At 65.0% G+C, this 19,323-nt stretch carries 17 protein-coding genes; 11 read left to right on the plus strand and 6 right to left on the minus strand.

The genetic code is table 11. The features are described 5' to 3' along the window. From BM186_RS16200 to BM186_RS16220, 5 genes are all read left to right on the plus strand, one after another. Window positions 1-1,725 carry a C13 family peptidase gene (locus tag BM186_RS16200; RefSeq protein ID WP_072424430.1) on the plus strand — a complete coding sequence of 575 codons (1,725 nt, stop codon included), beginning with the start codon at window positions 1-3 and terminating at the stop codon, window positions 1,723-1,725. Between the two features lie 30 nt (window positions 1,726-1,755). Beyond that, the gene (locus tag BM186_RS16205; protein ID WP_074916592.1) at window positions 1,756-2,397 is read left to right on the plus strand and encodes an oxidoreductase; all 642 of its coding nucleotides are present in this window, start codon (window positions 1,756-1,758) and stop codon (window positions 2,395-2,397) included. A gap of 16 nt (window positions 2,398-2,413) precedes the next feature. Then, window positions 2,414-2,758 (plus strand): DUF5629 family protein, encoded by a 345-nt coding sequence (locus BM186_RS16210; protein WP_017675519.1) that lies wholly within the window; start codon window positions 2,414-2,416, stop codon window positions 2,756-2,758. A gap of 3 nt (window positions 2,759-2,761) precedes the next feature. Beyond that, the gene (locus BM186_RS16215) at window positions 2,762-3,373 is read left to right on the plus strand and encodes a class I SAM-dependent methyltransferase (RefSeq protein ID WP_072424432.1); all 612 of its coding nucleotides are present in this window, start codon (window positions 2,762-2,764) and stop codon (window positions 3,371-3,373) included. A 68-nt stretch (window positions 3,374-3,441) separates the two neighbouring features. Then, window positions 3,442-6,051, plus strand: coding sequence for an EAL domain-containing protein (locus tag BM186_RS16220; RefSeq protein WP_206602770.1), 2,610 nt, complete (start codon window positions 3,442-3,444; stop codon window positions 6,049-6,051). A gap of 4 nt (window positions 6,052-6,055) precedes the next feature. On the opposite strand, the gene BM186_RS16225 is transcribed toward BM186_RS16220, so the two are convergent. Together BM186_RS16225 and BM186_RS16230 are read right to left on the minus strand one after the other, a co-directional pair. Next, window positions 6,056-6,694: a response regulator transcription factor gene (locus tag BM186_RS16225; protein ID WP_074916594.1), complete on the minus strand. Its 639-nt coding sequence runs from the start codon at window positions 6,692-6,694 to the stop codon at window positions 6,056-6,058. A gap of 159 nt (window positions 6,695-6,853) precedes the next feature. After that, window positions 6,854-8,776 carry a sensor histidine kinase gene (locus tag BM186_RS16230; RefSeq protein WP_083431611.1) on the minus strand — a complete coding sequence of 641 codons (1,923 nt, stop codon included), beginning with the start codon at window positions 8,774-8,776 and terminating at the stop codon, window positions 6,854-6,856. 141 nt (window positions 8,777-8,917) lie between these two features. Between BM186_RS16230 and BM186_RS16235 the strand changes: the two genes are divergently transcribed. From BM186_RS16235 to BM186_RS16260, 6 genes are all read left to right on the plus strand, one after another. Beyond that, the gene (locus BM186_RS16235) at window positions 8,918-10,537 is read left to right on the plus strand and encodes an acyl-CoA synthetase (RefSeq protein ID WP_074916596.1); all 1,620 of its coding nucleotides are present in this window, start codon (window positions 8,918-8,920) and stop codon (window positions 10,535-10,537) included. 102 nt (window positions 10,538-10,639) lie between these two features. Beyond that, window positions 10,640-12,013 (plus strand): solute carrier family 23 protein, encoded by a 1,374-nt coding sequence (locus BM186_RS16240; protein WP_074916598.1) that lies wholly within the window; start codon window positions 10,640-10,642, stop codon window positions 12,011-12,013. A 57-nt stretch (window positions 12,014-12,070) separates the two neighbouring features. Further along, entirely contained in the window at window positions 12,071-13,843 is a 1,773-nt protein-coding gene (locus BM186_RS16245) for an acyl-CoA dehydrogenase C-terminal domain-containing protein (protein WP_074916599.1), read from the plus strand. Window positions 13,844-13,974: 131 nt separating this feature from the next. Continuing rightward, a complete protein-coding gene (locus BM186_RS16250; protein ID WP_074916601.1) occupies window positions 13,975-15,153 on the plus strand; it encodes an acetyl-CoA C-acetyltransferase in 1,179 nt (392 codons plus the stop codon). Window positions 15,154-15,191: 38 nt separating this feature from the next. Further along, entirely contained in the window at window positions 15,192-16,058 is an 867-nt protein-coding gene (locus BM186_RS16255) for an MBL fold metallo-hydrolase (RefSeq protein WP_074916603.1), read from the plus strand. Window positions 16,059-16,218: 160 nt separating this feature from the next. Continuing rightward, entirely contained in the window at window positions 16,219-16,698 is a 480-nt protein-coding gene (locus tag BM186_RS16260) for a YbaK/EbsC family protein (RefSeq protein ID WP_072424520.1), read from the plus strand. 40 nt (window positions 16,699-16,738) lie between these two features. Here the strand turns inward: BM186_RS16260 and BM186_RS16265 are convergent, their stop codons facing one another. The 4 genes from BM186_RS16265 to mpl are packed head-to-tail and all read right to left on the minus strand — an operon-like array spanning window position 16,739 to window position 19,313. After that, on the minus strand, window positions 16,739-17,029 hold the full coding sequence (locus BM186_RS16265; protein WP_074916605.1) for a YceK/YidQ family lipoprotein: 291 nt from the start codon (window positions 17,027-17,029) through the stop codon (window positions 16,739-16,741). Further along, window positions 17,026-17,316, minus strand: coding sequence for a DUF2845 domain-containing protein (locus BM186_RS16270; protein WP_083431612.1), 291 nt, complete (start codon window positions 17,314-17,316; stop codon window positions 17,026-17,028). The genes BM186_RS16265 and BM186_RS16270 overlap by 4 nt, the downstream gene beginning before the upstream one ends. Window positions 17,317-17,327: 11 nt before the next feature. Continuing rightward, window positions 17,328-17,957, minus strand: coding sequence for a flavin prenyltransferase UbiX (ubiX, locus tag BM186_RS16275; protein ID WP_074916607.1), 630 nt, complete (start codon window positions 17,955-17,957; stop codon window positions 17,328-17,330). Then, window positions 17,958-19,313 carry a UDP-N-acetylmuramate:L-alanyl-gamma-D-glutamyl-meso-diaminopimelate ligase gene (mpl, locus tag BM186_RS16280; RefSeq protein WP_074916609.1) on the minus strand — a complete coding sequence of 452 codons (1,356 nt, stop codon included), beginning with the start codon at window positions 19,311-19,313 and terminating at the stop codon, window positions 17,958-17,960. Window positions 19,314-19,323: the final 10 nt, after the last annotated feature.

Here is a 19,323-nt window from a genome sequence, read left to right on the forward strand (position 1 = left end):
ATGAATCCCCTTGCCCTGCGCTTGCTGCCTCTTTGCCTGTCTCTGCTGCTCGCCGGTTGCGACGAAGCACGCCCGCTGCTGCCGGCCAATGCCACCCTGCCGGATGGTGGCCAGTATCGCGGCGAGATAGTCGACGGCCTGTTGCAAGGGCCGGGACGCCTGGACTACCGCAACGGCAGCTGGTTCGTCGGCCAATTCAAGGACGGCATGCTCGAAGGCAGCGGTGAATGGCAAGGCCCAGGTGGAGAGCACTATCTGGGCGAGTTCCACGAAGGCATGTTCCATGGCCAGGGCACCCTGACCTACAGCGATGGCAGCCGCTACCAGGGCGGTTTCGAACGCAATAGATTCAGCGGCGTCGGCCTGCTGGAACAGGGCGGCCAACGCTACCAGGGCGAATTTCTCAACGACCGCTTCCATGGCCTGGGCAAACTGGAGATGGCCGACGGCAGCAGCTTCCAGGGCCAGTTCGTCAACGGTCAACCAGAGGGCCAGGGCGTGCGCAGCGACGCCTACGGCAACCAGTACAGCGGCGTGTTCGCCCAGGGGCTGCTCAGCGGCCAGGGCAGTTACCAGAATGCCGATGGCGACAACTACAGCGGCGGTTTCCAGAATGACGAATTCCACGGCAAGGGCCGCTACCAGAGCGCCAGTGGCGAAACCTGGGCCGGGGAGTTCATCGAGGGCGTGATGCAGGGCCCCGGTGAATATACCGACGGCGCCGGCACCCGCTACCTCGGCGAGTTCGCCGACTGGCAGTATGAAGGTGAAGGCCTGCTCACGCTGAGCGATGGCAGCGCCTACCGGGGCCGCTTCTCGGCTGGCGAGTACAGCGGTACAGGTACCCTGACCCTGGCCGATGGCAGCCGCCAGTCCGGCACCTGGCAACGCGGCCGCCTGGTACGTGACGAACAGGGCCAGGTGTTGCCCGATAGCCTCGAGCTGGGCCTGCTGCAACAAGGGCACCTGCTCGATGAAGCCATCGCCGCGATTCCAGAATCGACACCGGCGCGCGAGTTGTATGCGCTGACCCTGGCCGGCGACGGCAAGCAGAGCGTATTCATGCGCGAAGCCGACTACGTCAGCCGGCTGATGCGCGAGCGCTTCGGCGCCCATGGCAGCATCAGCCTGATCAACCACCGCGACCATCTCGCCGACCGCCCACTGGCCACCCGCGAGAATCTCACCCGCGTGGTGCAGGCGCTGGCCGAACGCAGTGGCGAAGAAGACCTGATCTTCATCTATCTGACCAGCCACGGCTCGCGCCGTCACGAGCTCAATCTCGACCAGCCGCGCCTGCAACTGGCCGACCTGCCCGCCAGCGAGTTGGCTGCCCTGCTAGCTCCACTCAAGCAGCGCAACAAGGTGGTGGTGATCTCTGCCTGCTATTCCGGCGGATTCATCCCGCCACTGAAAGACGAAAAGACCCTGGTGATGACCGCCGCACGTGCCGACCGGGTGTCCTTCGGTTGCAGTGAAGAGAACGACTTCACCTACTTCGGTCGCGCCCTGTTCGCCGAGGCGCTGGGCGAAACCGACAACCTCGAGCGGGCCTTCGAGCTGGCCAAGGAACGCGTCGCCGAGCGTGAGCAGAGCGACGGCTTCGAACCTTCCGAACCGCAGATCTGGGCGCCACGCGGCGTACTCCAGCACTGGCGCAACCTGCGTCAGAGCCAGGCCGAGCGTGCGCTCAGTGCCTTGGCCAGTGGCCCGGCAAAGGACTAAGCTGAACTGTAACGGACAAGAGACAACTGCATGTACCTGACCCCGCAGCACATCCTTATCGCTGGCGCCACCGGACTCACCGGTGAACACCTGCTCGACCGCCTGCTCAGCGAGCCGACGGTCGCCCGCGTGCTGGCACCTACGCGCCGCCCACTGGCCGCGCACCCGCACCTGGAAAACCCGGTGGGCGACCTGCAAGCGCTGCTGCCGCAGCTGTCCGGCCAGGTCGATACCGCTTTCTGCTGCCTGGGCAGCACCATCAAGCAGGCCGGCTCGCAGGAAGCCTTCCGTGCCGTCGATCATGACCTGGTGCTGGCCTTCGCTCGTCGCGCTCGCGAGCTGGGCGCACGGCATCTGGTGGTGATCAGCGCCCTCGGTGCCAACCCCGGATCAAAGGTGTTCTACAACCGCATCAAAGGCGAGACCGAAGAGGCGCTGAAAGCCATGGACTGGCCGCAACTGACCATCGCCCGCCCGTCGCTACTGCTCGGCGCGCGGCACGAATTTCGTCTCGGCGAGCGCCTCGCCGCCCCGTTGCTGCGCTGGCTACCAGGCAAGTATCGCGGCATCGACGCCTGCGCCCTGGCCCGCGCACTGTGGCGCCTGGCCCTGGAAGAGGAAGACGGCGTGCGCGTGATAGAGTCTGCCGACCTGCGCCGGCTGGGGCGCTGATACCGTGGATGAAACGATGAAACCCACAAGCCTGATCGAGGCCCTGCAAGACGCCGACATGCTCGAGATCGACGGCCTGTACGCCTGGCAGTTCGACCTCGACACCGAATTGCTGGCGCAGATCAGCGCCGGCACGGCTGGCAGTGACAGCGCCGCCAAACCCCTGCTGCAAGTACATTGCATCGACGGCCGTGAACGCCGCCTGTGGAAGTTTTCCCTGGCGTCGGTGCAGGCTGCGCGCTACAGCGAAGCGGACGACAGCTGGCTGATCGAGGGCAGCGAAGTCAGCCATAGCCTCAAGTGCTTCGCTGCCTATCGCGGCGACAACGATGACGGCGACGACGAGCAAGACGAAGCCTGAACCATGCGCCTATATGACCGCCACGTGCTGCCGTATCTGATCGATTTCGCTTGCGGCATGGGCGCGGTCATGAAAGCCCGCTCGCAGATCGTGCCGCTGGCGCACGGACGCGTGCTGGAAATAGGCATCGGCAGCGGTCTCAACCTGAGCCTCTACGATCCGCAGCGGGTCGAGGTGATCGTTGGCGTCGACCCGTCCGCCGACATGCAGCGCCTGGCCCGTGAACGCGCCGCGCGCTGCCAGGTGCCGGTGGAAATGATCGCCCTGGAGCTGGGGCAGATTCGGGCCGAGGACGCCAGCTTCGACGACATCGTCTGCACCTTCACCCTGTGCACCATCCCCGATGCGCTGGCCGCACTCAGGGAAATGCGCCGGGTGCTGAAAGCCGGTGGTCGTCTGTTGTTCTGCGAACATGGCCTAGCGCCGGATCTGCCTGTGGTGCGCTGGCAGAAACGCCTGACGCCGCTGTGGAAACCGCTGGCCGGCGGCTGCCATCTGGATCGAGACATACCCGCACTGATCGAGGCCGGGGGCTTTCATATCCGCCAACTGGATACCGGCTACCTGAAAGGCCCCAGGCCCATGACCCATGTCTATCGCGGCTGGGCCGACTGAGCACCGTCCTGAGCTCGCATACTCGGTATAGACGGCCATACTGCAGAACAGGCTCTGGAATTCTGTCCATGGAAGTCGACCCGCGCATGATGCCCCTCTCGTCACCCCGCCTCGTTAACCTGCTGCTGTGTCTGTGCCTGCTGGGCTGCGCCTGGAGCAGCGCCGCAGAGGCACGCACGGTCAGGGTCGGCGTGTACGCCAACGAGCCAAAGATCTTTGCTGATGCCAGCGGGCAACCATCAGGCATTCTCGGCGAACTGCTGCAGGCCATTGCCAACGAGGAACGCTGGCAACTGCAGGCCGTGCCCTGCGCCTGGCAGCAATGCCTGCAACTGCTGCAGGACGGCGAGATCGATCTGCTGCCGGATGTCGCCTTCAGCGAGGAGCGGGCACAACTGATGGACTTCCACCAGGTGCCTTCGCTATTCAGCTGGTCACAGCTGTACAGCCACGAAGAGCTGCGCCTGCAGAGCGTGCTCGACCTGCGCGGCCTGCGCATCGCAGCACTGGAGGGGTCGATTCAGTTCCAGTATCTGCAGAGCCTGCTCGATAGCTTCGGTCTGCAGGCGCAGATGATTCCGCTCAGCGACCTGAGCCAGGGCTTTGCCATGGTGCTTGCCGAACAGGCCGATGCAGTGGTGGCCAATCAGCTGTTCGGTGACTATCACGCCGCCAACTACCGCCTGAGCGCGACACCGATCATGTTCCAGCCCGCACAGCTGTTCTACGCCACACGCAAGGGCGAAAACGCCGAGCTGCTAAGCGTCATCGACCAGCACCTGCAGCGCTGGCAGGCGCAGCCCGGTTCGGTCTACTTCCAGGTACTGCAACGCTGGCGCGGTGAAACGCAATCGCGCAACGTGCCCATCCTGTTCTGGTGGGGGCTGGCACTACTTGCCGCACTGCTGGTGCTGGCCATTGGCGGCAGCCTACTGTTGCGCCGCCAGGTCGCAGACAAGACCCGACACCTAAAGACCAGCGAAGCGCGCCTCAATACCATCCTCGACAGCGTCGAGGCGCATATCTACATCAAGGATCCGCAACTGCGTTATCAGTACGCCAATCGCAAGGTCTGCGAGCTGTTCGGACGCAGCGCCGAACAGGTCATCGGTCATAGCGATGCCGACTTCTTCGACAGTGACACGGCGCAAGCACTGGGCATCAACGACCGACGCGTACTGGCTGGCGAGCGCATCGAGAGCGAGGAAACCAACCGTGATCGCTACGGCCGTAACGAGCGCACCTACTTTTCGGTGAAGCTGCCTCTGCGTGCGGCCGATGGCAGCATCTATGCCCTGTGCGGCATTTCCACCGACATCACCGAGCACAAGAAGAACCTCGAACAGATCCATCAACTCGCCTATTACGACGCGCTCACCGGCCTGCCCAATCGCCGCCTGCTGCTCGAACACCTGCAGTTCGCCCTGGCCCGCAGCGCACGCAGTCGACGTGAGGGCGCGCTGCTGTTCATCGATCTGGACAATTTCAAGCAGCTCAATGACACCCTCGGCCACGACATGGGCGATCTGCTGCTGCAACAGGTCAGCGAGCGCCTGCTCAATCAGGTGCGCCTCGAAGACAGCCTGTCGCGCCTCGGCGGCGACGAATTCGTATTGATCCTGGAGAACCTCGAGCCCGAGCCTCAGGCTGCCATCGCCACTATCGAGCATGTCGCAGAAAAGCTGCTGCGCGCTCTGGCCACCCCGTTCGAGCTGCCCGGCTATAGCCACAGCGGCAGCGCCAGCATCGGTGTCGCACTATTCTCGCAGCCCCATGACAGGCCCGAGGAGTTGCTCAAGCACGCCGACCTGGCGATGTATGAAGCCAAGGCCGCCGGGCGCAATACCCTGTGCTTCTTCGACCCGCGCATGCAGCAGGCACTGGCCGCCCGCGCCACCCTGGAGCACGAGCTGCGCCGCGCGCTGAGCGAAGCTCAGCTGCTTCTGCACTACCAACCGCAGGTGAATGATCGGGGTGAGCTGCTCGGCGCCGAGGCGCTGGTGCGCTGGCAGCACCCGCAGCGTGGTCTGGTACCGCCTGGCGAGTTCATCCCACTGGCGGAAAGCACCGGGCTGATCCTGCCCATGGGCCGCTGGATCCTGCACACCGCCTGCCAGCAACTCGCCTCATGGGCCAATGACCCGCAGCGCGCCGAGCTGACCGTGGCGATCAACGTCAGCGCCCGCCAATTCCATCATCCGGACTTCGTCACCGACGTACTCAGCGCGCTACAGAAGACCGGAGCCAACCCGCACAAGCTGGAGCTGGAGCTGACCGAGAGCCAGCTGGTGCAGGACATCGAAGCGCTGATCAACAAGATGGAGCAACTCAGGGCTCGTGGCGTGCGCTTCTCGCTGGACGACTTCGGCACCGGCTACTCATCACTCAGCTACCTGAAACGCCTGCCACTCGACCAGTTGAAGATCGACCGCAGCTTCGTTCGAGACCTGCTCGACAATGCCAGCGATACCGCCATCGTGCGGACCATTCTCGCCCTGGGGCAGGCGCTGGAGTTGCGCGTCATCGCCGAAGGCGTAGAGAGCCAGGCACAGCGCGATGCTCTGCTACGCCTGGGCTGTCGCCACTTCCAGGGCTACCTGTATGGCGTCCCGCAGCCGGCCGAACAGATCGGCGCCTATGGCCGAGCCACCCTCGACCTGCGCCAGGGCTCCGCCTGAAGGCTCAGGCGCGCACCGGCTCACGCAACGCCAGGCTGTCCACCAGACCGGCGGCGATAGCCATACCCACCAGCTCGGCCAGCGTCTCGGCCTGCATGCGTTTCATCACTCGTGAGCGATAGAGGTCGACGGTTTTCACACTGATATCGAGTTGCTCGGCGACTTCACGGTTGGTGTAGCCGCGCACCAATGGCAACAGCACGTCACGCTCACGCGGGGTGAGTTGATCGAGCCGCGCCTGTACCTCGGCCAGACGCGGATCGCGCCTGGTTACAGGCTTACGGCGCTCCAGCGCCTGCTGCACGCTGTCGAGCAGCAGTTGCTCGTTGTAGGGCTTCTCGATGAAATCCACCGCGCCGGCCTTGAACGCGCGCACCACGATGGGCACGTCGGCGTGACCGCTGACGAAAATTATCGGCAGGTCGATACCCCGTGCGCGCATCTCCTCCTGCACATTGAGCCCACCCATACCCGGCATGCGTACATCGAGCAGCACGCAGGCATTGGCCGCCGGGTCGCAGGCGTCGAGAAAGGCACGACCGCTGGTAAACGGCACGCCCTTGAGCCCCACCGACTCCAGCAGCCAGAGCGTCGAGTCGAGCATGCCCTGGTCGTCATCGACCACATAAACCAGTTGTTGCATCTACGTGCTGCTCCTCTTGTTGTTATCAGTTCGTGGGGCGGACTCAGGAGCGACGCGAACAGTCCGTTTTTTTGGCGTCTCTCGAATCCATCGGCGTACTGCTTCGCGAGTACGCCCTACATCCAGTACGCCCTACACCTGGGTACGCCTTGCCTCGGCTTAACCCTCGCTTTCCTCAACCCTGCCCAACGGCAAACGGCACTCCAGGCACAACCCGCCGCCCTCGACCGGCAATGCCTCCAGCGCCCCGCCAAAGCCTTCGACGATGCTGCGGCTCATGGATAGACCAAGGCCCAGGCCGTCCTCCTTGCTGGTGTAGAAGGGGATGAACAGCTTGCCCATCTGCTCATCGCTGACACCCGGCCCCTGATCGATCACCCGGATCGTCAGGCTGCCGTCGGCTTCGCCGGCCTCCAGACGCACCTGCGAAGGCGCGCCCGGGTGACGTTCGCGGTTGGCATCGATGGCGTTGCGCAGCAGGTTGAGCAGCACCTGTTCGAGCAACACACGGTCGGCGAATACCGGCGGCAGATTGTCCGGCAAGGCGTCGCTGACCGCCACCTGCGCAGTGCTCGCCTCCCAGTTGCACAGACGCACCGCTTCGCGCGCCACCTCGGCCAGATTGAGCGCCTGCATGCGCCGCTGGCCCTTGCGCAGGAAGGCGCGCAGGCGCTTGATCACCACCGAGGCGTGATTGGCATGTTCGGTGATGCGCGCCAATCCCCGAGCCACCTTCTCGACACCCACCGGATCGCCGCCGACACCCTGCAGGTAGCGCTGGCTGGCGCTGGCGTAGTTGACCACTGCTGCCAGCGGCTGGTTGATTTCGTGGGCGATGCCCGAGGCCAGCTCGCCCAGGGTGATGAGACGTGTGGTATGCGCCAGCTCGTCCTCCAGACGGCGCTTGTTCTCCTCGGCCTGGATGCGCGCGGTGATGTCGCGCGACACGCTGACCACCTCGACCACCGCGCCGGTGTAAGTCTCACGAATGGCACGACTGGCGGTCTCGAACCACAGGTAATGGCCGTCGCGATGACGAATGCGATAGCTCATGGTGTGGTAGCCGTCCTGCTCCAGCGCCTCGCGCGCCTGCTTGGCCTGCTGCAACTGGTCCTGCGGATGCAGCAGACTGTCGACCGCCAGGCCGCGCAGCTCCTCCGGCCAGTAGCCGAGCAACGTCCAACTGGCGGGCGTGGCATCGAGAAACACGCCGTCCGGGGTATGGCGGGAGATCAGGTCGGTGGTGTTCTCGGTGATCAGCCGGTACAGCCGTCGCGCCCGCGCGGCCTCGCGCTGCTCGCGAATCTCCTGGGTCGCTTCGCGGCAGCGCGCCAGCACTCGCAGCTCAGCCACATCGGGAATAAAGCTCCAGATCAGGATGCGCTCGCCGTCCTGCGCCTCCACCGCCTCGATGGCACGGGCCTGCTGCAGGCAGGCGCGCACCAGCGGCAGATGATTGACCGGCAGCAGTTCGCCGACCTGCGCCAGCGAACGCTCGCCGAGCAGCGCCTGCAACGCTTGGTTGAACTCCAGCGGCCGTGCGTGGGCATCGAGCAGCAATGCCGGCTGCGGGTCAGCCGACAGCAGCGGCGCACTGCGGCTCATGCCACCAGCCAGACCGACCAGTTGTGCCAGCAACTCGCGCAGCCAGGGCAACCATTCCAAGCCGGCGTTTTCGTCCACCTGCAGCAGCAACAGACCGGCACCGCCCTCCTCCAGACTCAGCGCCAGCGCCTGACCGTGATGAATCGCGGCGCGGCGCAGTCGCCCGGCCAGCCAGCAGGGCAGTTGACGCACTGCTTCCAGGCTCAGGCAGGGCTGTGCCGTCAGCGCCTCGAACAACTCCTGATCGCTGGCGGCCAGAGGATCACCCTGCCCCGGCGGCAAGCGTGGCCCGCCATCTTCCTGGGCATAGGTACGGCTGACCGGCTGCCAGGTCAGGTACCAGGCCTGGCGTACCTGTGGGCAGCCGAGCACGGCACGGCGCAAAGCCGCCGCCCGCTCGTTGAGGGATGGCGCTTCGCGCTGGATACGCAGCCAGGCCTGCAGCGGCACGGCCGCCTGATCACTCGAAAGAGTCATATAGTAATTATTCTATAAAACCTTGGTATAACTTCCATATAAAATAGAAATAATCTATAAATTACCGCCAGCAAGCTTCGGTAATGCCTGCATCATTACCGGAATAACCAGAGCTAACAATCAGCCAAAGGTGTATCCGCCATGTCGATCTACGAGCAGGGCCTCGGCCGCGCCGCCGTCAACCACGTCGCCCTCAGCCCCCTGAGCTTCATCGAACGTACCGCGGCGGTATACCCGCACTATCCGGCGGTGGTGCATGGCTCGATTCGCCGTAACTGGGCCGAGACCTACGCGCGCTGCCGACGCCTGGCCTCGGCGCTGGCAGGCCGTGGCATCGGCAAGGGCGACACGGTGGCAGTGATGCTGCCGAACATTCCGGCCATGCTCGAGGCGCATTTCGGCGTGCCGATGATCGGCGCGGTGCTCAACACCCTCAACGTGCGCCTGGATGCCGAGGCCATCGCCTTCATGCTGCAGCACGGCGAAGCCAAGGTGGTGATCGCCGACCGCGAGTTCTTCGATGTCATCCACGCCGCCATCGGCATGCTCGACCACCCGCCACTGGTGATCGACGTCGACGACCCCGAGTACGGCGAGGGCCAGGCGGTCAGCGACCTGGATTACGAGGCCTTCCTCGCCGAGGGCGACCCCGAGTTCGCCTGGCAGTGGCCCACCGACGAGTGGCAGGCCATCAGCCTCAACTACACCTCGGGCACCACCGGCAATCCCAAGGGCGTGGTCTATCACCACCGCGGTGCCTTCCTTAATGCCATGGGCAACCAGATGACCTGGGCCATGGGCAACCACCCGGTCTACCTGTGGACCCTGCCGATGTTTCACTGCAATGGCTGGTGCTACCCCTGGACGATCACCGCCCTGGCTGGCGTGCATGTGTTCCTGCGCCGCGTCGACCCGGCGAAGATCCTCACCCTGATCCGCGACGAGCAGGTCACCCACCTGTGCGGCGCGCCCATCGTTCTCAACGCCTTGGTGAACATGCCGGACGAGGCCAAGGCGGCCATTGATCACCCGGTCAAGGCCATGGTCGCCGGCGCCGCGCCGCCCGCGAAGGTGATCGGCGCGGTGGAGGAGATGGGCATCCATGTCACCCATGTGTACGGCCTGACCGAGGTCTACGGCCCGGTGACCCTGTGCGCGTGGCACGCCGAATGGGACGAACTGCCGCTGGAAGAACGCGCCACCATCAAGGCGCGCCAGGGCGTGCGCTACCCCACTCTGGAAGGGGTGATGGTGGCCGACCCGAAAACCCTGGAGCCGGTGCCGCGCGACGGCCAGACCATCGGCGAGATCTTCATGCGCGGCAACACTGTGATGAAGGGCTACCTGAAGAACCCCAGCGCCACCGCCGAAGCCTTCGAGGGCGGCTGGTTCCACACCGGCGACCTGGGCGTGTGCCACGCCGACGGCTACGTGGAAATCCGCGACCGCCTCAAGGACATCATCATCTCCGGCGGCGAGAACATCTCCACCATCGAGGTCGAGGGCGTGCTCTATCGCCACCCGGCGGTGCTGGAGGCGGCGGTGGTCGCCCGCCCGGACGAGAAATGGGGCGAGACGCCCTGCGCCTTTATCACCCTGAAGACCGGCCAGCAGGCCAGTGAAACCGAGATCATGACCTTCTGCCGCGAGCACCTGGCCGGCTTCAAGGTGCCCAAGACCGTGGTCTTCACCCAGTTGCCCAAGACCAGCACCGGCAAGATCCAGAAGTTCGTCCTGCGCGATATGGCCAAGGCGCTGTAGAAGCGCCCTCTCCCCCGGCCCCTCTCCCGCAAGCGGGAGAGGGGTGAATGAACCGTTTGCACAACAACAAGAACCGGCCCAAGCGGCCGACGGAGAACCCTCATGCAAATTTTCAAGCGCCGTGACGGCGACGAGCAACCGCACTGGCCCCTCGGCCCGTTCAAGGTGCGCCTGCCCTTCGTGCATTACCGTTGGGAAACCGCCGAGATGCTGCAGGCACTGATCATGTTCGTGGTCAGTCTGGCGATGATCCCGCTGCTGGAGAAATACCTCGGCCTGCCCTACGACGTGGCCCTGGCCTACGTGGTGGTTTGCGGTATCGGCTTCATGCTGCCGGCGCTGCTCGGCGTGCCGCTGGTACCCGGCTGGATCACTCCCGGCATTCCTGTAGTGCTGCTGTTTCTCGGCAACTACGAGCCCGGCCCACAAGCCATCCAGGCGCTGTTCGCCCTGCAGTTCCTGGTGTTCGTGATTTTCCTCTTCCTCGGCGTCACCCGCCTGGGCAGCGCCCTGGTGCGGCTGATCCCCAACTCGATGAAGGGCGGCATCATCATCGGTGCCGGCATCGCCGCACTGATGGGCGAGATCAGCGCCGGCGGCCGCCTGGCCAACACGCCGATCTCTCTGGTTCTCGGCAGCCTGATCTGCCTGTACCTGATGTTCTCGGTGTCGTTCAAGGGCCTGACCGAGCGCGTGCCCTTCGCCCGCAAGATCGTCAACTACGGCATGGTGCCGGGCATGCTGATCGCCATCTTCATCGGCATCGCCGTGGGCGAGTACAAGATGCCGGACGTCAAATGGGGCATCACCGCGCCGGCCTTCGGCGAGATGTGGAACTACCTGCCGTTCAACGTCGGCTTCCCCGGCCTCGACGTGTTCCTGCTGGCCGTGCCCACGGCGGTGATTGCCTACGTGATCGCCTTCGGCGACATCATCGTCGGCCAGTCGCTGATGCAGCGCGCCGATGAACTGCGCACCGACGAGGTGATCGAAAACAACGTCGACCGCGTACACCTGGTGACCGCCATCCGCAACGCCCTGCACGCATTCTTCGCGCCCTACCCTGGCCTGGCCGGTCCGCTGTGGACAGCCGTGGCGGCGACCATGGCCGAGCGCTACAAGTACGGGCGCAAGGCGATGGACTCGATCTACAGCGGCGCCGGCACCTTCTGGATCACCGGCTTCGCCGCGCTGTTCATGCTGCCGCTGGTCAGTTTCTTCCAGCCGGTACTGCCGATCGCCCTGTCGCTGACGCTGATCCTCACCGGCTATATCTGCCTGATGGTCGGTTTCGAGCAACTGAACAACAACACCGAGCGCGGCATCGCCGGCACCATGGGTGTGGTGCTCGCTGTCTACGGCGCGGGCTGGGGCCTGGCTGCAGGCGCGGCGCTGTACATCCTGGTCGAACGCACCCATCTGCTTAAATTCACCAGCATCAAGGATAAGTCGCGTAGTCCGGCGGAAGCCGACTGACGCATTTCGTTCCACGCGCCGCGCCTGTCGCGGCGCCTCCGCTGTCGAGGTTGCACCATGCCCGAATTCAACGCCCCGCTGCGCGATATGCGCTTCGTCCTCCATGACGTCTTCCAGGCGCCGAGCCTGTGGGCACGTCTGCCGGCCCTGGCCGAAACCGTCGATGCCGACACCGCCGACGCCATCCTCGAAGAAGCGGCCAAGGTCACCGGCAGCCTGATCGCCCCGCTCAACCGCAGCGGCGACGAAGAAGGCGCACAGTGGGTCGATGGCGACGTGCGCACCCCGACCGGTTTTCGCGAGGCCTATGCCACCTACACCGAAGGCGGCTGGGTGGGCCTGTCCGGCAACCCGAATTACGGCGGCATGGGCATGCCCAAGATGCTCGCCGTGGCCTTCGAGGAGATGCTCTACGCCGCCGGCTCCAGCTTCGCGCTGTACTCGGCGCTGAGCTCCGGCGCCTGCCTGGCCATCGACGCCCACGCCAGCGAAGACCTTAAAACCACCTACCTGCCGCCGATGTACGAGGGTCGCTGGGCCGGCTCCATGTGCCTGACCGAGGCCCATGCCGGCACCGATCTGGGCATCATCCGCACCCGCGCCGAGCCGCAGGCCGATGGCAGCTACAAGGTCACCGGCAGCAAGATCTTTATCACCGGCGGTGAGCAGGACCTGACCGAGAACATCATCCATCTGGTGCTGGCCAAGTTGCCGGACGCGCCAGCCGGGCCCAAGGGCATCTCGCTGTTTCTGGTGCCCAAGGTGATGGTCAACGCCGATGGCAGCCTCGGCGCGCGCAACGCCGTAAGCTGCGGCTCCATCGAACACAAGATGGGCATCAAGGCCTCGGCCACCTGCGTGATGAACTTCGACGGCGCCACCGGCTACCTGATCGGCGAGGTCAACAAGGGACTGGCGGCGATGTTCACCATGATGAACTACGAGCGTCTGTCCATCGGCATCCAGGGCATCGGCTGTGCCGAGGCGTCCTACCAGTCGGCCGTCAGCTACGCCCGCGAACGCATCCAGAGCCGTGCCGCCACTGGCCCGGTCAACCACGACAAGGTCGCCGACCCGATCATCGTCCACGCTGACGTGCGTCGCATGCTGCTGACCATGAAAGCGCTGAACGAGGGCGGCCGGGCCTTTGCCTGCTACGTCGGTCAGCAGCTCGACCTGGCCAAGTACGCCGAGGACGCCAGCGAGCGGCAGAATGCCGAAGCCCTGGTGGCCCTGCTCACCCCGGTGGCCAAGGCCTTCTTCACCGACACCGGGCTGGAAAGCTGCGTACACGGCCAGCAGGTATTCGGCGGCCATGGCTATATCCGCGAATGGGGCCAGGAGCAGCTGGTGCGCGACGTGCGCATCGCGCAGATCTACGAAGGCACCAACGGCATCCAGGCACTCGACCTGCTCGGGCGCAAGGTGGTGGCCAATGGCGGCGCCGCGCTGCGCCTGTTCGCCAGCGAAGTGCGCGACTTCGCCCACGCCCATGAATCGCCCTTCGGTGATCGCCTGGTGGAAGCGCTGGAACGCCTGGAAGCAGTCAGTGGCTGGCTGCTGGAGCAGGCCAAGAGCGAGCCTAACGCCGTCGGCGCCGCCTCGGTGGAGTACCTGCATCTGTTCGGCTACGTCGCCTACGCCTACATGTGGGCACGCATGGCCGCCGTGGCGCAAAGCAAGCTGGGTGAAGACGAAGCCTTCTACGGCAGCAAGCTCGCGACCGCCGAGTTCTTCTTCGCCCGCCTGCTGCCGCGCACCCTAAGCCTGGAGGCGAGCATTCGTGCAGGCAGCCAATCGCTGTATGGCCTGGCTGCCGAACAGTTTTAAACGTAGGGCGGGTGCAACCCGCTACCTCTGAGCCGGTGGCCCTACAAGGTTGAGCGTGTTGCGCGGCGCTTCGGCGCCGCGCTTTTTTATTCGAGCCTCGGCTGGCCCTGCCCAGCCGACCAGGAGTTCTTATGCGTGAAGTCGTGATAGTCGCTGCCTGCCGTACCGCCATCGGCAGCTTCCAGGGTGCGTTGAGCCGCACGCCCGCACCGCAACTGGGCGCCGCGGTGATACGCGAACTGCTCGCTCGCACCGGCATTGCAGGCGAACAGATCGACGAGGTGATTCTCGGCCAGGTGCTTACCGCAGGCTCAGGGCAGAACCCAGCCCGGCAGAGCGTGCTGCTCGCAGGCCTGCCGCATACGGTGCCGGCCATGACCCTGAACAAGGTCTGCGGCTCCGGCCTCAAGGCGGTGATCCTCGGCGCCCAGGCCATTCGTGGCGGCGATGCCGAGATCATCATTGCCGGCGGCCAGGAGAACATGAGTCTGGCGCCCTACGTCATGCCCGGCGCCCGCAGCGGCCTGCGCATGGGCCATGCGCAATTGGTCGATACCATGATCCAGGACGGCCTGTGGGACGCCTTCAACAACTATCACATGGGCATCACCGCCGAGAACCTGGCCGAGCAGTACGGCGTCACGCGCGCCGAGCAGGACGCCTTCGCCCTGCGTTCGCAGCAGCGCGCTCAGGCCGCCATCGAGTCCGGGCGTTTTACCAGCGAGATCGTACCGGTGGAAATCCCCCAGCGCGGCGACGAACCGCTGCGTTTTGCCCAGGATGAACAACCGCGCGCCGGCACCAGCCTGGACAGCCTGGGCAAGCTGCGCCCGGCTTTCAAGAATGACGGCACCGTGACTGCCGGCAATGCCTCGACGCTCAACGACGGCGCCGCTGCCGTACTGCTGATGAGCGCCGAGAAGGCTGACGAACTGCAACTGCCGGTGCTGGCGCGCATCGCCGCCCACGCCAGCGCCGGCGTCGATCCGGCGGTGATGGGCATCGGCCCGGTATTCGCCAGCTGCAAGGCGCTGGAGCGCGCCGGCTGGAGCCTGGAACAGCTCGACCTGATCGAGGCCAACGAAGCCTTCGCCGCCCAGGCCATCGCCGTCGGCCGCGAGCTGCATTGGGACAGCGCCAAGGTCAACGTAAACGGTGGCGCCATCGCACTCGGCCACCCCATCGGCGCCTCCGGTTGCCGCATCTTGGTCAGCCTGGTGCACGAGATGCAGCGCCGCGACGTCCGCCGTGGCCTGGCCACCCTGTGTATCGGTGGCGGCCAGGGTGTGGCCCTGGCCATCGAACGCTGAAACAATCGCCGCGAACGGACAAGAACAAGAGAAACCCCATGCGAACCCTGACCACTCTGATCGGCAACAGCCAGAAACTCGATGGCGGCGCCATGTTCGGCAACGCGCCCAAGGCTCTCTGGCAACGCTGGATGCAAGCCGACGACCTGAACCGTATCGACCTCGGCTGCCGCGCCCTACTGGTACAGGAAGACGAGCGCAACATTCTTATCGAGACCGGCATCGGCGCCTTCTTCAGCCCGGAACTCAAGCAGCGCTTCGGCGTACAGGAAGAGCGTCACGTGCTGCTCGACAGCCTTGCCGCCGTCGGCCTGAACGATGCCGATATCGATATCGTCGTGCTCACCCACCTGCATTTCGACCATGCCGGCGGCCTGCTTGCCGCCTGGCAGGACGGTCAGCCGGCGCGCTTGCTATTTCCCAACGCGCGCTTCGTCACCGGCCGGCGCCAATGGCAGCGCGCCTGCAAGCCACACGCTCGGGATAGAGCCTCCTATATCCCGGAACTGCTGGAACTGCTGGAGAACAGCGGTCGCCTGCATTTGATCGAAGAAACCGAGCACTGTGAATTGCTCGGCCCAGACTGGCGCCTGCACTGGAGCGACGGCCACACCCCAGGCCAACTGCTGCCGGAAGTGGCCATGCCGGGTGGGCCGGTGGTATTTCCCGGCGACCTGATTCCCGGCGCGCCCTGGGTTCACCTGCCAATCACCATGGGTTACGACCGTTTCCCCGAAGGCCTGATCGAAGAGAAGGAAGCACTGCTCAGCGACCTGTTCTCGCGCGGCGGCAGGCTGGTATTCACCCACGACCCGAACGTCGCCCTGGGCCGGGTAACGCGAGACGAAAAAGGTCGCTTCGGGCTCGATGAAGCCGAAAAAGCAGCGCATCTGCTGGCAAACTGACGCCATCAGGCCTTGACGTGCCGGCCATGCAGCGCGAGCATGGCCGCTTGTTTTTTCGCCGTGCTCACGACCACGCCAGCACCAGGATGGGGCTGTGCTTGACCAGCACCAGACTGGCCACAGCGTCGTGCTCACCTCGACAGCCCTGGGGGACCGTTTCATGAGCCTGGCCTCTGTACGCGCCTTCTTCGCCGCCAAGGCGCCCGACATTGCGATCATCGAACTGCAGTCCAGCACCGCCACCGTGGCGCTGGCGGCCGAAGCGCATGGCGTATCGCCGGGGCAGATCGCCAAGACCCTGGCCTTTCGCATCGCCGAACGCGACGTACTGATCGTCGCCCGCGGCGACGCGCGTATCGACAACCGCAAGATGAAGGAATGCTTCGGTGCCAAATCGCGCATGCTCGATGCCCAGACCGTGGTGGAGCTGACCAGCCACCCGGTGGGCGGCGTCTGCCCGTTCGGCCTGGCCACCCCGTTGAGCGTCTATTGCGACCGCTCGCTGCTGGCCTTCGATGAAGTGCTGCCGGCCGCCGGCGCCACCCACAGCGCAGTGCGCATCGCCCCGCAGCGCATGGCCGAACTGGTGGATGCCGAGTGGATCGACGTGTGCCAGGAAGTGGAAACGGAAATCTGCTGAACACCGCGCGCATCAGCGCATTTCCCGGATTGCATCCGGGCTACAACCCGCCGCTGACACCGAGGCTCACACCCAGCGCCGTGGCCAGCGAAAACGGCAGCAACAGGGTATCGAGCAAAGCGCTGGCCGGCAGATCCAGCCCGGGATAACGCGGTGCCTCGGCACCGAAACGATCCAGCGGGCAGCAGCCGCCATTGATCGCATACCAGTCCAGCCGCGTCCCGGCATAAACCACAGGGGCATCGGGCTTGGCCGCGTCCAGCGTTCGCACGGTGGCGCAGCCGGTCAGGTTCAGCGCCAGCAGCAGAGTGAGTGCCAAAGTCCGTCTCATCCGCGCTCGACCCTGATTTCCACCAGCTTGCCATCGAGAAAACGCAGGTAGCGATAGACGCCATTGCGAGGCCCATACACCCATTGCTCCACTGTCACGCCGCCACCCAGTGGACTGCTGGGTGGCGTCACCTCGCGCTGGTCGGGTTCACCGCATTTGCGCAGCACCTCGACGCTACGCTCGCCCTCGTAAACCAGGGCGGTACCGCAGCGCATGGAGGCCTCTGCGACCGGCAGCAACGACAAGGTGAGAACGCTTCCAAACACACAGCGACTCACAATGGACATCAGCACTCTCCTTAGTCATCTGATACCAAATGATGCTCGCCCCAGCGCGGCAGCATGTCCTGGGGGATATTCAGGCAATTGAGGATGCGCGCCACGACGAAGTCCACCAGGTCATCCAGCGTCTGCGGCTGATGATAAAAGCCGGGCGACGCCGGCAGGATGGTCACGCCCAGATTCGACAGCTTGAGCATGTTCTCCAGATGAATGCTCGAATACGGCGCCTCGCGTGGCACCAGGATCAGTTGGCGACGCTCCTTGAGCGCCACGTCGGCGGCGCGCTCGATCAGGTTGTTACAGGCGCCGGTGGCGATGGCGGACAAGGTACCGGTTGAGCACGGCACCACCACCATGGCCGTGGGCGCACCAGAGCCAGAGGCGGCCGGGGCCATCCAGTCTTCCTTGCCATAGACGCGGATCTGCCCTGGCGCCGCGCCGGTGTATTCGGTGAGGAACTGCGCCATGGACTGCGGTTTGGCCGGTAACGCCACGTCGGTTTCGGTGGCCATCACCAGTTGCGCGGCCTTGGAGATCAGGAAGTGCACCTCGCGATCTTCCTGCACCAGACAATCGAGCAGGCGCAGGCCGTATTGCGCGCCGGAGGCACCGGTCATCGCCAGCGTTATACGTTCCGGACCAGACATCTATCCCTCCAGAGCTGCTGCCAGCTTGCCATGCAGGCCGCCGAAGCCGCCGTTGCTCATGATCACCACCTGGGTGCCGGGGCGCACCAGGGCCTTCACGCCATCGATGATCGACTCCAGCGAGTCGCACACGCGCGTCGGGTTGCGCGCCTGCGCCACGGTGGCGGCCAGGTCCCAACCGAGATTCGGTGGCGCGTACCAGAACACCGCATCGGCCTGTTCGGCGGACTCGGCCAGACCGTCGCGATGGGCGCCGAGCTTCATCGAGTTGGAGCGCGGCTCGATCACCGCGATCACCTGGGTGTCGTCGCCGACGCGCTTGCGCAGGCCATCGAGCGTAGTAGCGATGGCGGTTGGATGATGGGCGAAATCGTCGAAGACGGTCACGCCATTCACCTCGGCGACCTTTTCCATGCGCCGCTTGGCGTTGATGAACTGGCCCAGCGCCTCGATGCCCAGCGCCGGCACCACACCGACATGGCGCGCCGCAGCGAGCACGGCCAGGGCGTTGGCAACGTTGTGCTGGCCGGTCAGTTGCCAGTCCACGGTGCCCTCGACCTTGCCCTCGAAACTCACCTCGAAGCGCGAGCCATCCGCGTTGAGCAGGCGCGCCTGCCACTGGCCACCTTCACCGGTGGTCTGCACCGATGTCCAGCAGCCCATCTCGATCACCCGCGCCAGCGCGGTTTCGCTGGCCGGATGGATGACCAGGCCCTCGCTGGGAATGATGCGCACCAAGTGATGGAACTGCCGCTCGATGGCTGCCAGGTCCGGGAAGATGTCCGCGTGGTCGAATTCCAGGTTGTTGAGGATCGCCGTGCGCGGGCGGTAGTGGACGAACTTGCTGCGCTTGTCGAAGAAGGCGCTGTCGTACTCGTCGGCCTCGACCACGAAGAACGGCGTGCCGCCCAGGCGCGCGGAAATACCGAAATTCTGCGGCACGCCGCCGATCAGAAAGCCCGGGCTCATGCCGGCATGTTCCAGCACCCAGGCCAGCATGCTGGAACTGCTGGTCTTGCCGTGGGTACCGGCCACCGCCAACACCCAGCGCCCCTGCAGCACGTGATCGGCCAGCCACTGCGGCCCGGAAACGTAGGGCAACCCCTTGTTCAGCACGTATTCCACCGCCGGGTTGCCACGGCTCATGGCATTGCCCACCACCACCAGATCCGGAGCCGGCTGCAGGTGCGCCGGGTCAAAACCCTGCATCAGCTCGATGCCCTGGGCTTCCAACTGAGTGCTCATGGGCGGGTAAACGTTGGCATCGGAGCCGGTGACGCGATGGCCGAGCTCTTTGGCCAGAACAGCCAGCGACCCCATGAAAGTGCCGCAGATGCCGAGAATATGGATGTGCATTGATGACCTC

Source organism: Ectopseudomonas toyotomiensis (assembly GCF_900115695.1).
GTDB classification, from domain to species: domain Bacteria; phylum Pseudomonadota; class Gammaproteobacteria; order Pseudomonadales; family Pseudomonadaceae; genus Aquipseudomonas; species Aquipseudomonas toyotomiensis.

What these genes read in the sequence shown, in the direction of transcription:
- BM186_RS16200 (WP_072424430.1), top strand. Translation starts at nt 1, where the DNA reads ATGAATCCCCTTGCCCTGCGCTTGCTGCCTCTTTGCCTGTCTCTGCTG.
- BM186_RS16205 (WP_074916592.1), top strand. Translation starts at nt 1,756, where the DNA reads ATGTACCTGACCCCGCAGCACATCCTTATCGCTGGCGCCACCGGACTC.
- BM186_RS16210 (WP_017675519.1), top strand. Translation starts at nt 2,414, where the DNA reads ATGAAACCCACAAGCCTGATCGAGGCCCTGCAAGACGCCGACATGCTC.
- BM186_RS16215 (WP_072424432.1), top strand. Translation starts at nt 2,762, where the DNA reads ATGCGCCTATATGACCGCCACGTGCTGCCGTATCTGATCGATTTCGCT.
- BM186_RS16220 (WP_206602770.1), top strand. Translation starts at nt 3,442, where the DNA reads ATGGAAGTCGACCCGCGCATGATGCCCCTCTCGTCACCCCGCCTCGTT.
- BM186_RS16225 (WP_074916594.1), bottom strand. Translation starts at nt 6,694, where the DNA reads ATGCAACAACTGGTTTATGTGGTCGATGACGACCAGGGCATGCTCGAC.
- BM186_RS16230 (WP_083431611.1), bottom strand. Translation starts at nt 8,776, where the DNA reads ATGACTCTTTCGAGTGATCAGGCGGCCGTGCCGCTGCAGGCCTGGCTG.
- BM186_RS16235 (WP_074916596.1), top strand. Translation starts at nt 8,918, where the DNA reads ATGTCGATCTACGAGCAGGGCCTCGGCCGCGCCGCCGTCAACCACGTC.
- BM186_RS16240 (WP_074916598.1), top strand. Translation starts at nt 10,640, where the DNA reads ATGCAAATTTTCAAGCGCCGTGACGGCGACGAGCAACCGCACTGGCCC.
- BM186_RS16245 (WP_074916599.1), top strand. Translation starts at nt 12,071, where the DNA reads ATGCCCGAATTCAACGCCCCGCTGCGCGATATGCGCTTCGTCCTCCAT.
- BM186_RS16250 (WP_074916601.1), top strand. Translation starts at nt 13,975, where the DNA reads ATGCGTGAAGTCGTGATAGTCGCTGCCTGCCGTACCGCCATCGGCAGC.
- BM186_RS16255 (WP_074916603.1), top strand. Translation starts at nt 15,192, where the DNA reads ATGCGAACCCTGACCACTCTGATCGGCAACAGCCAGAAACTCGATGGC.
- BM186_RS16260 (WP_072424520.1), top strand. Translation starts at nt 16,219, where the DNA reads ATGAGCCTGGCCTCTGTACGCGCCTTCTTCGCCGCCAAGGCGCCCGAC.
- BM186_RS16265 (WP_074916605.1), bottom strand. Translation starts at nt 17,029, where the DNA reads ATGAGACGGACTTTGGCACTCACTCTGCTGCTGGCGCTGAACCTGACC.
- BM186_RS16270 (WP_083431612.1), bottom strand. Translation starts at nt 17,316, where the DNA reads ATGTCCATTGTGAGTCGCTGTGTGTTTGGAAGCGTTCTCACCTTGTCG.
- ubiX (WP_074916607.1), bottom strand. Translation starts at nt 17,957, where the DNA reads ATGTCTGGTCCGGAACGTATAACGCTGGCGATGACCGGTGCCTCCGGC.
- mpl (WP_074916609.1), bottom strand. Translation starts at nt 19,313, where the DNA reads ATGCACATCCATATTCTCGGCATCTGCGGCACTTTCATGGGGTCGCTG.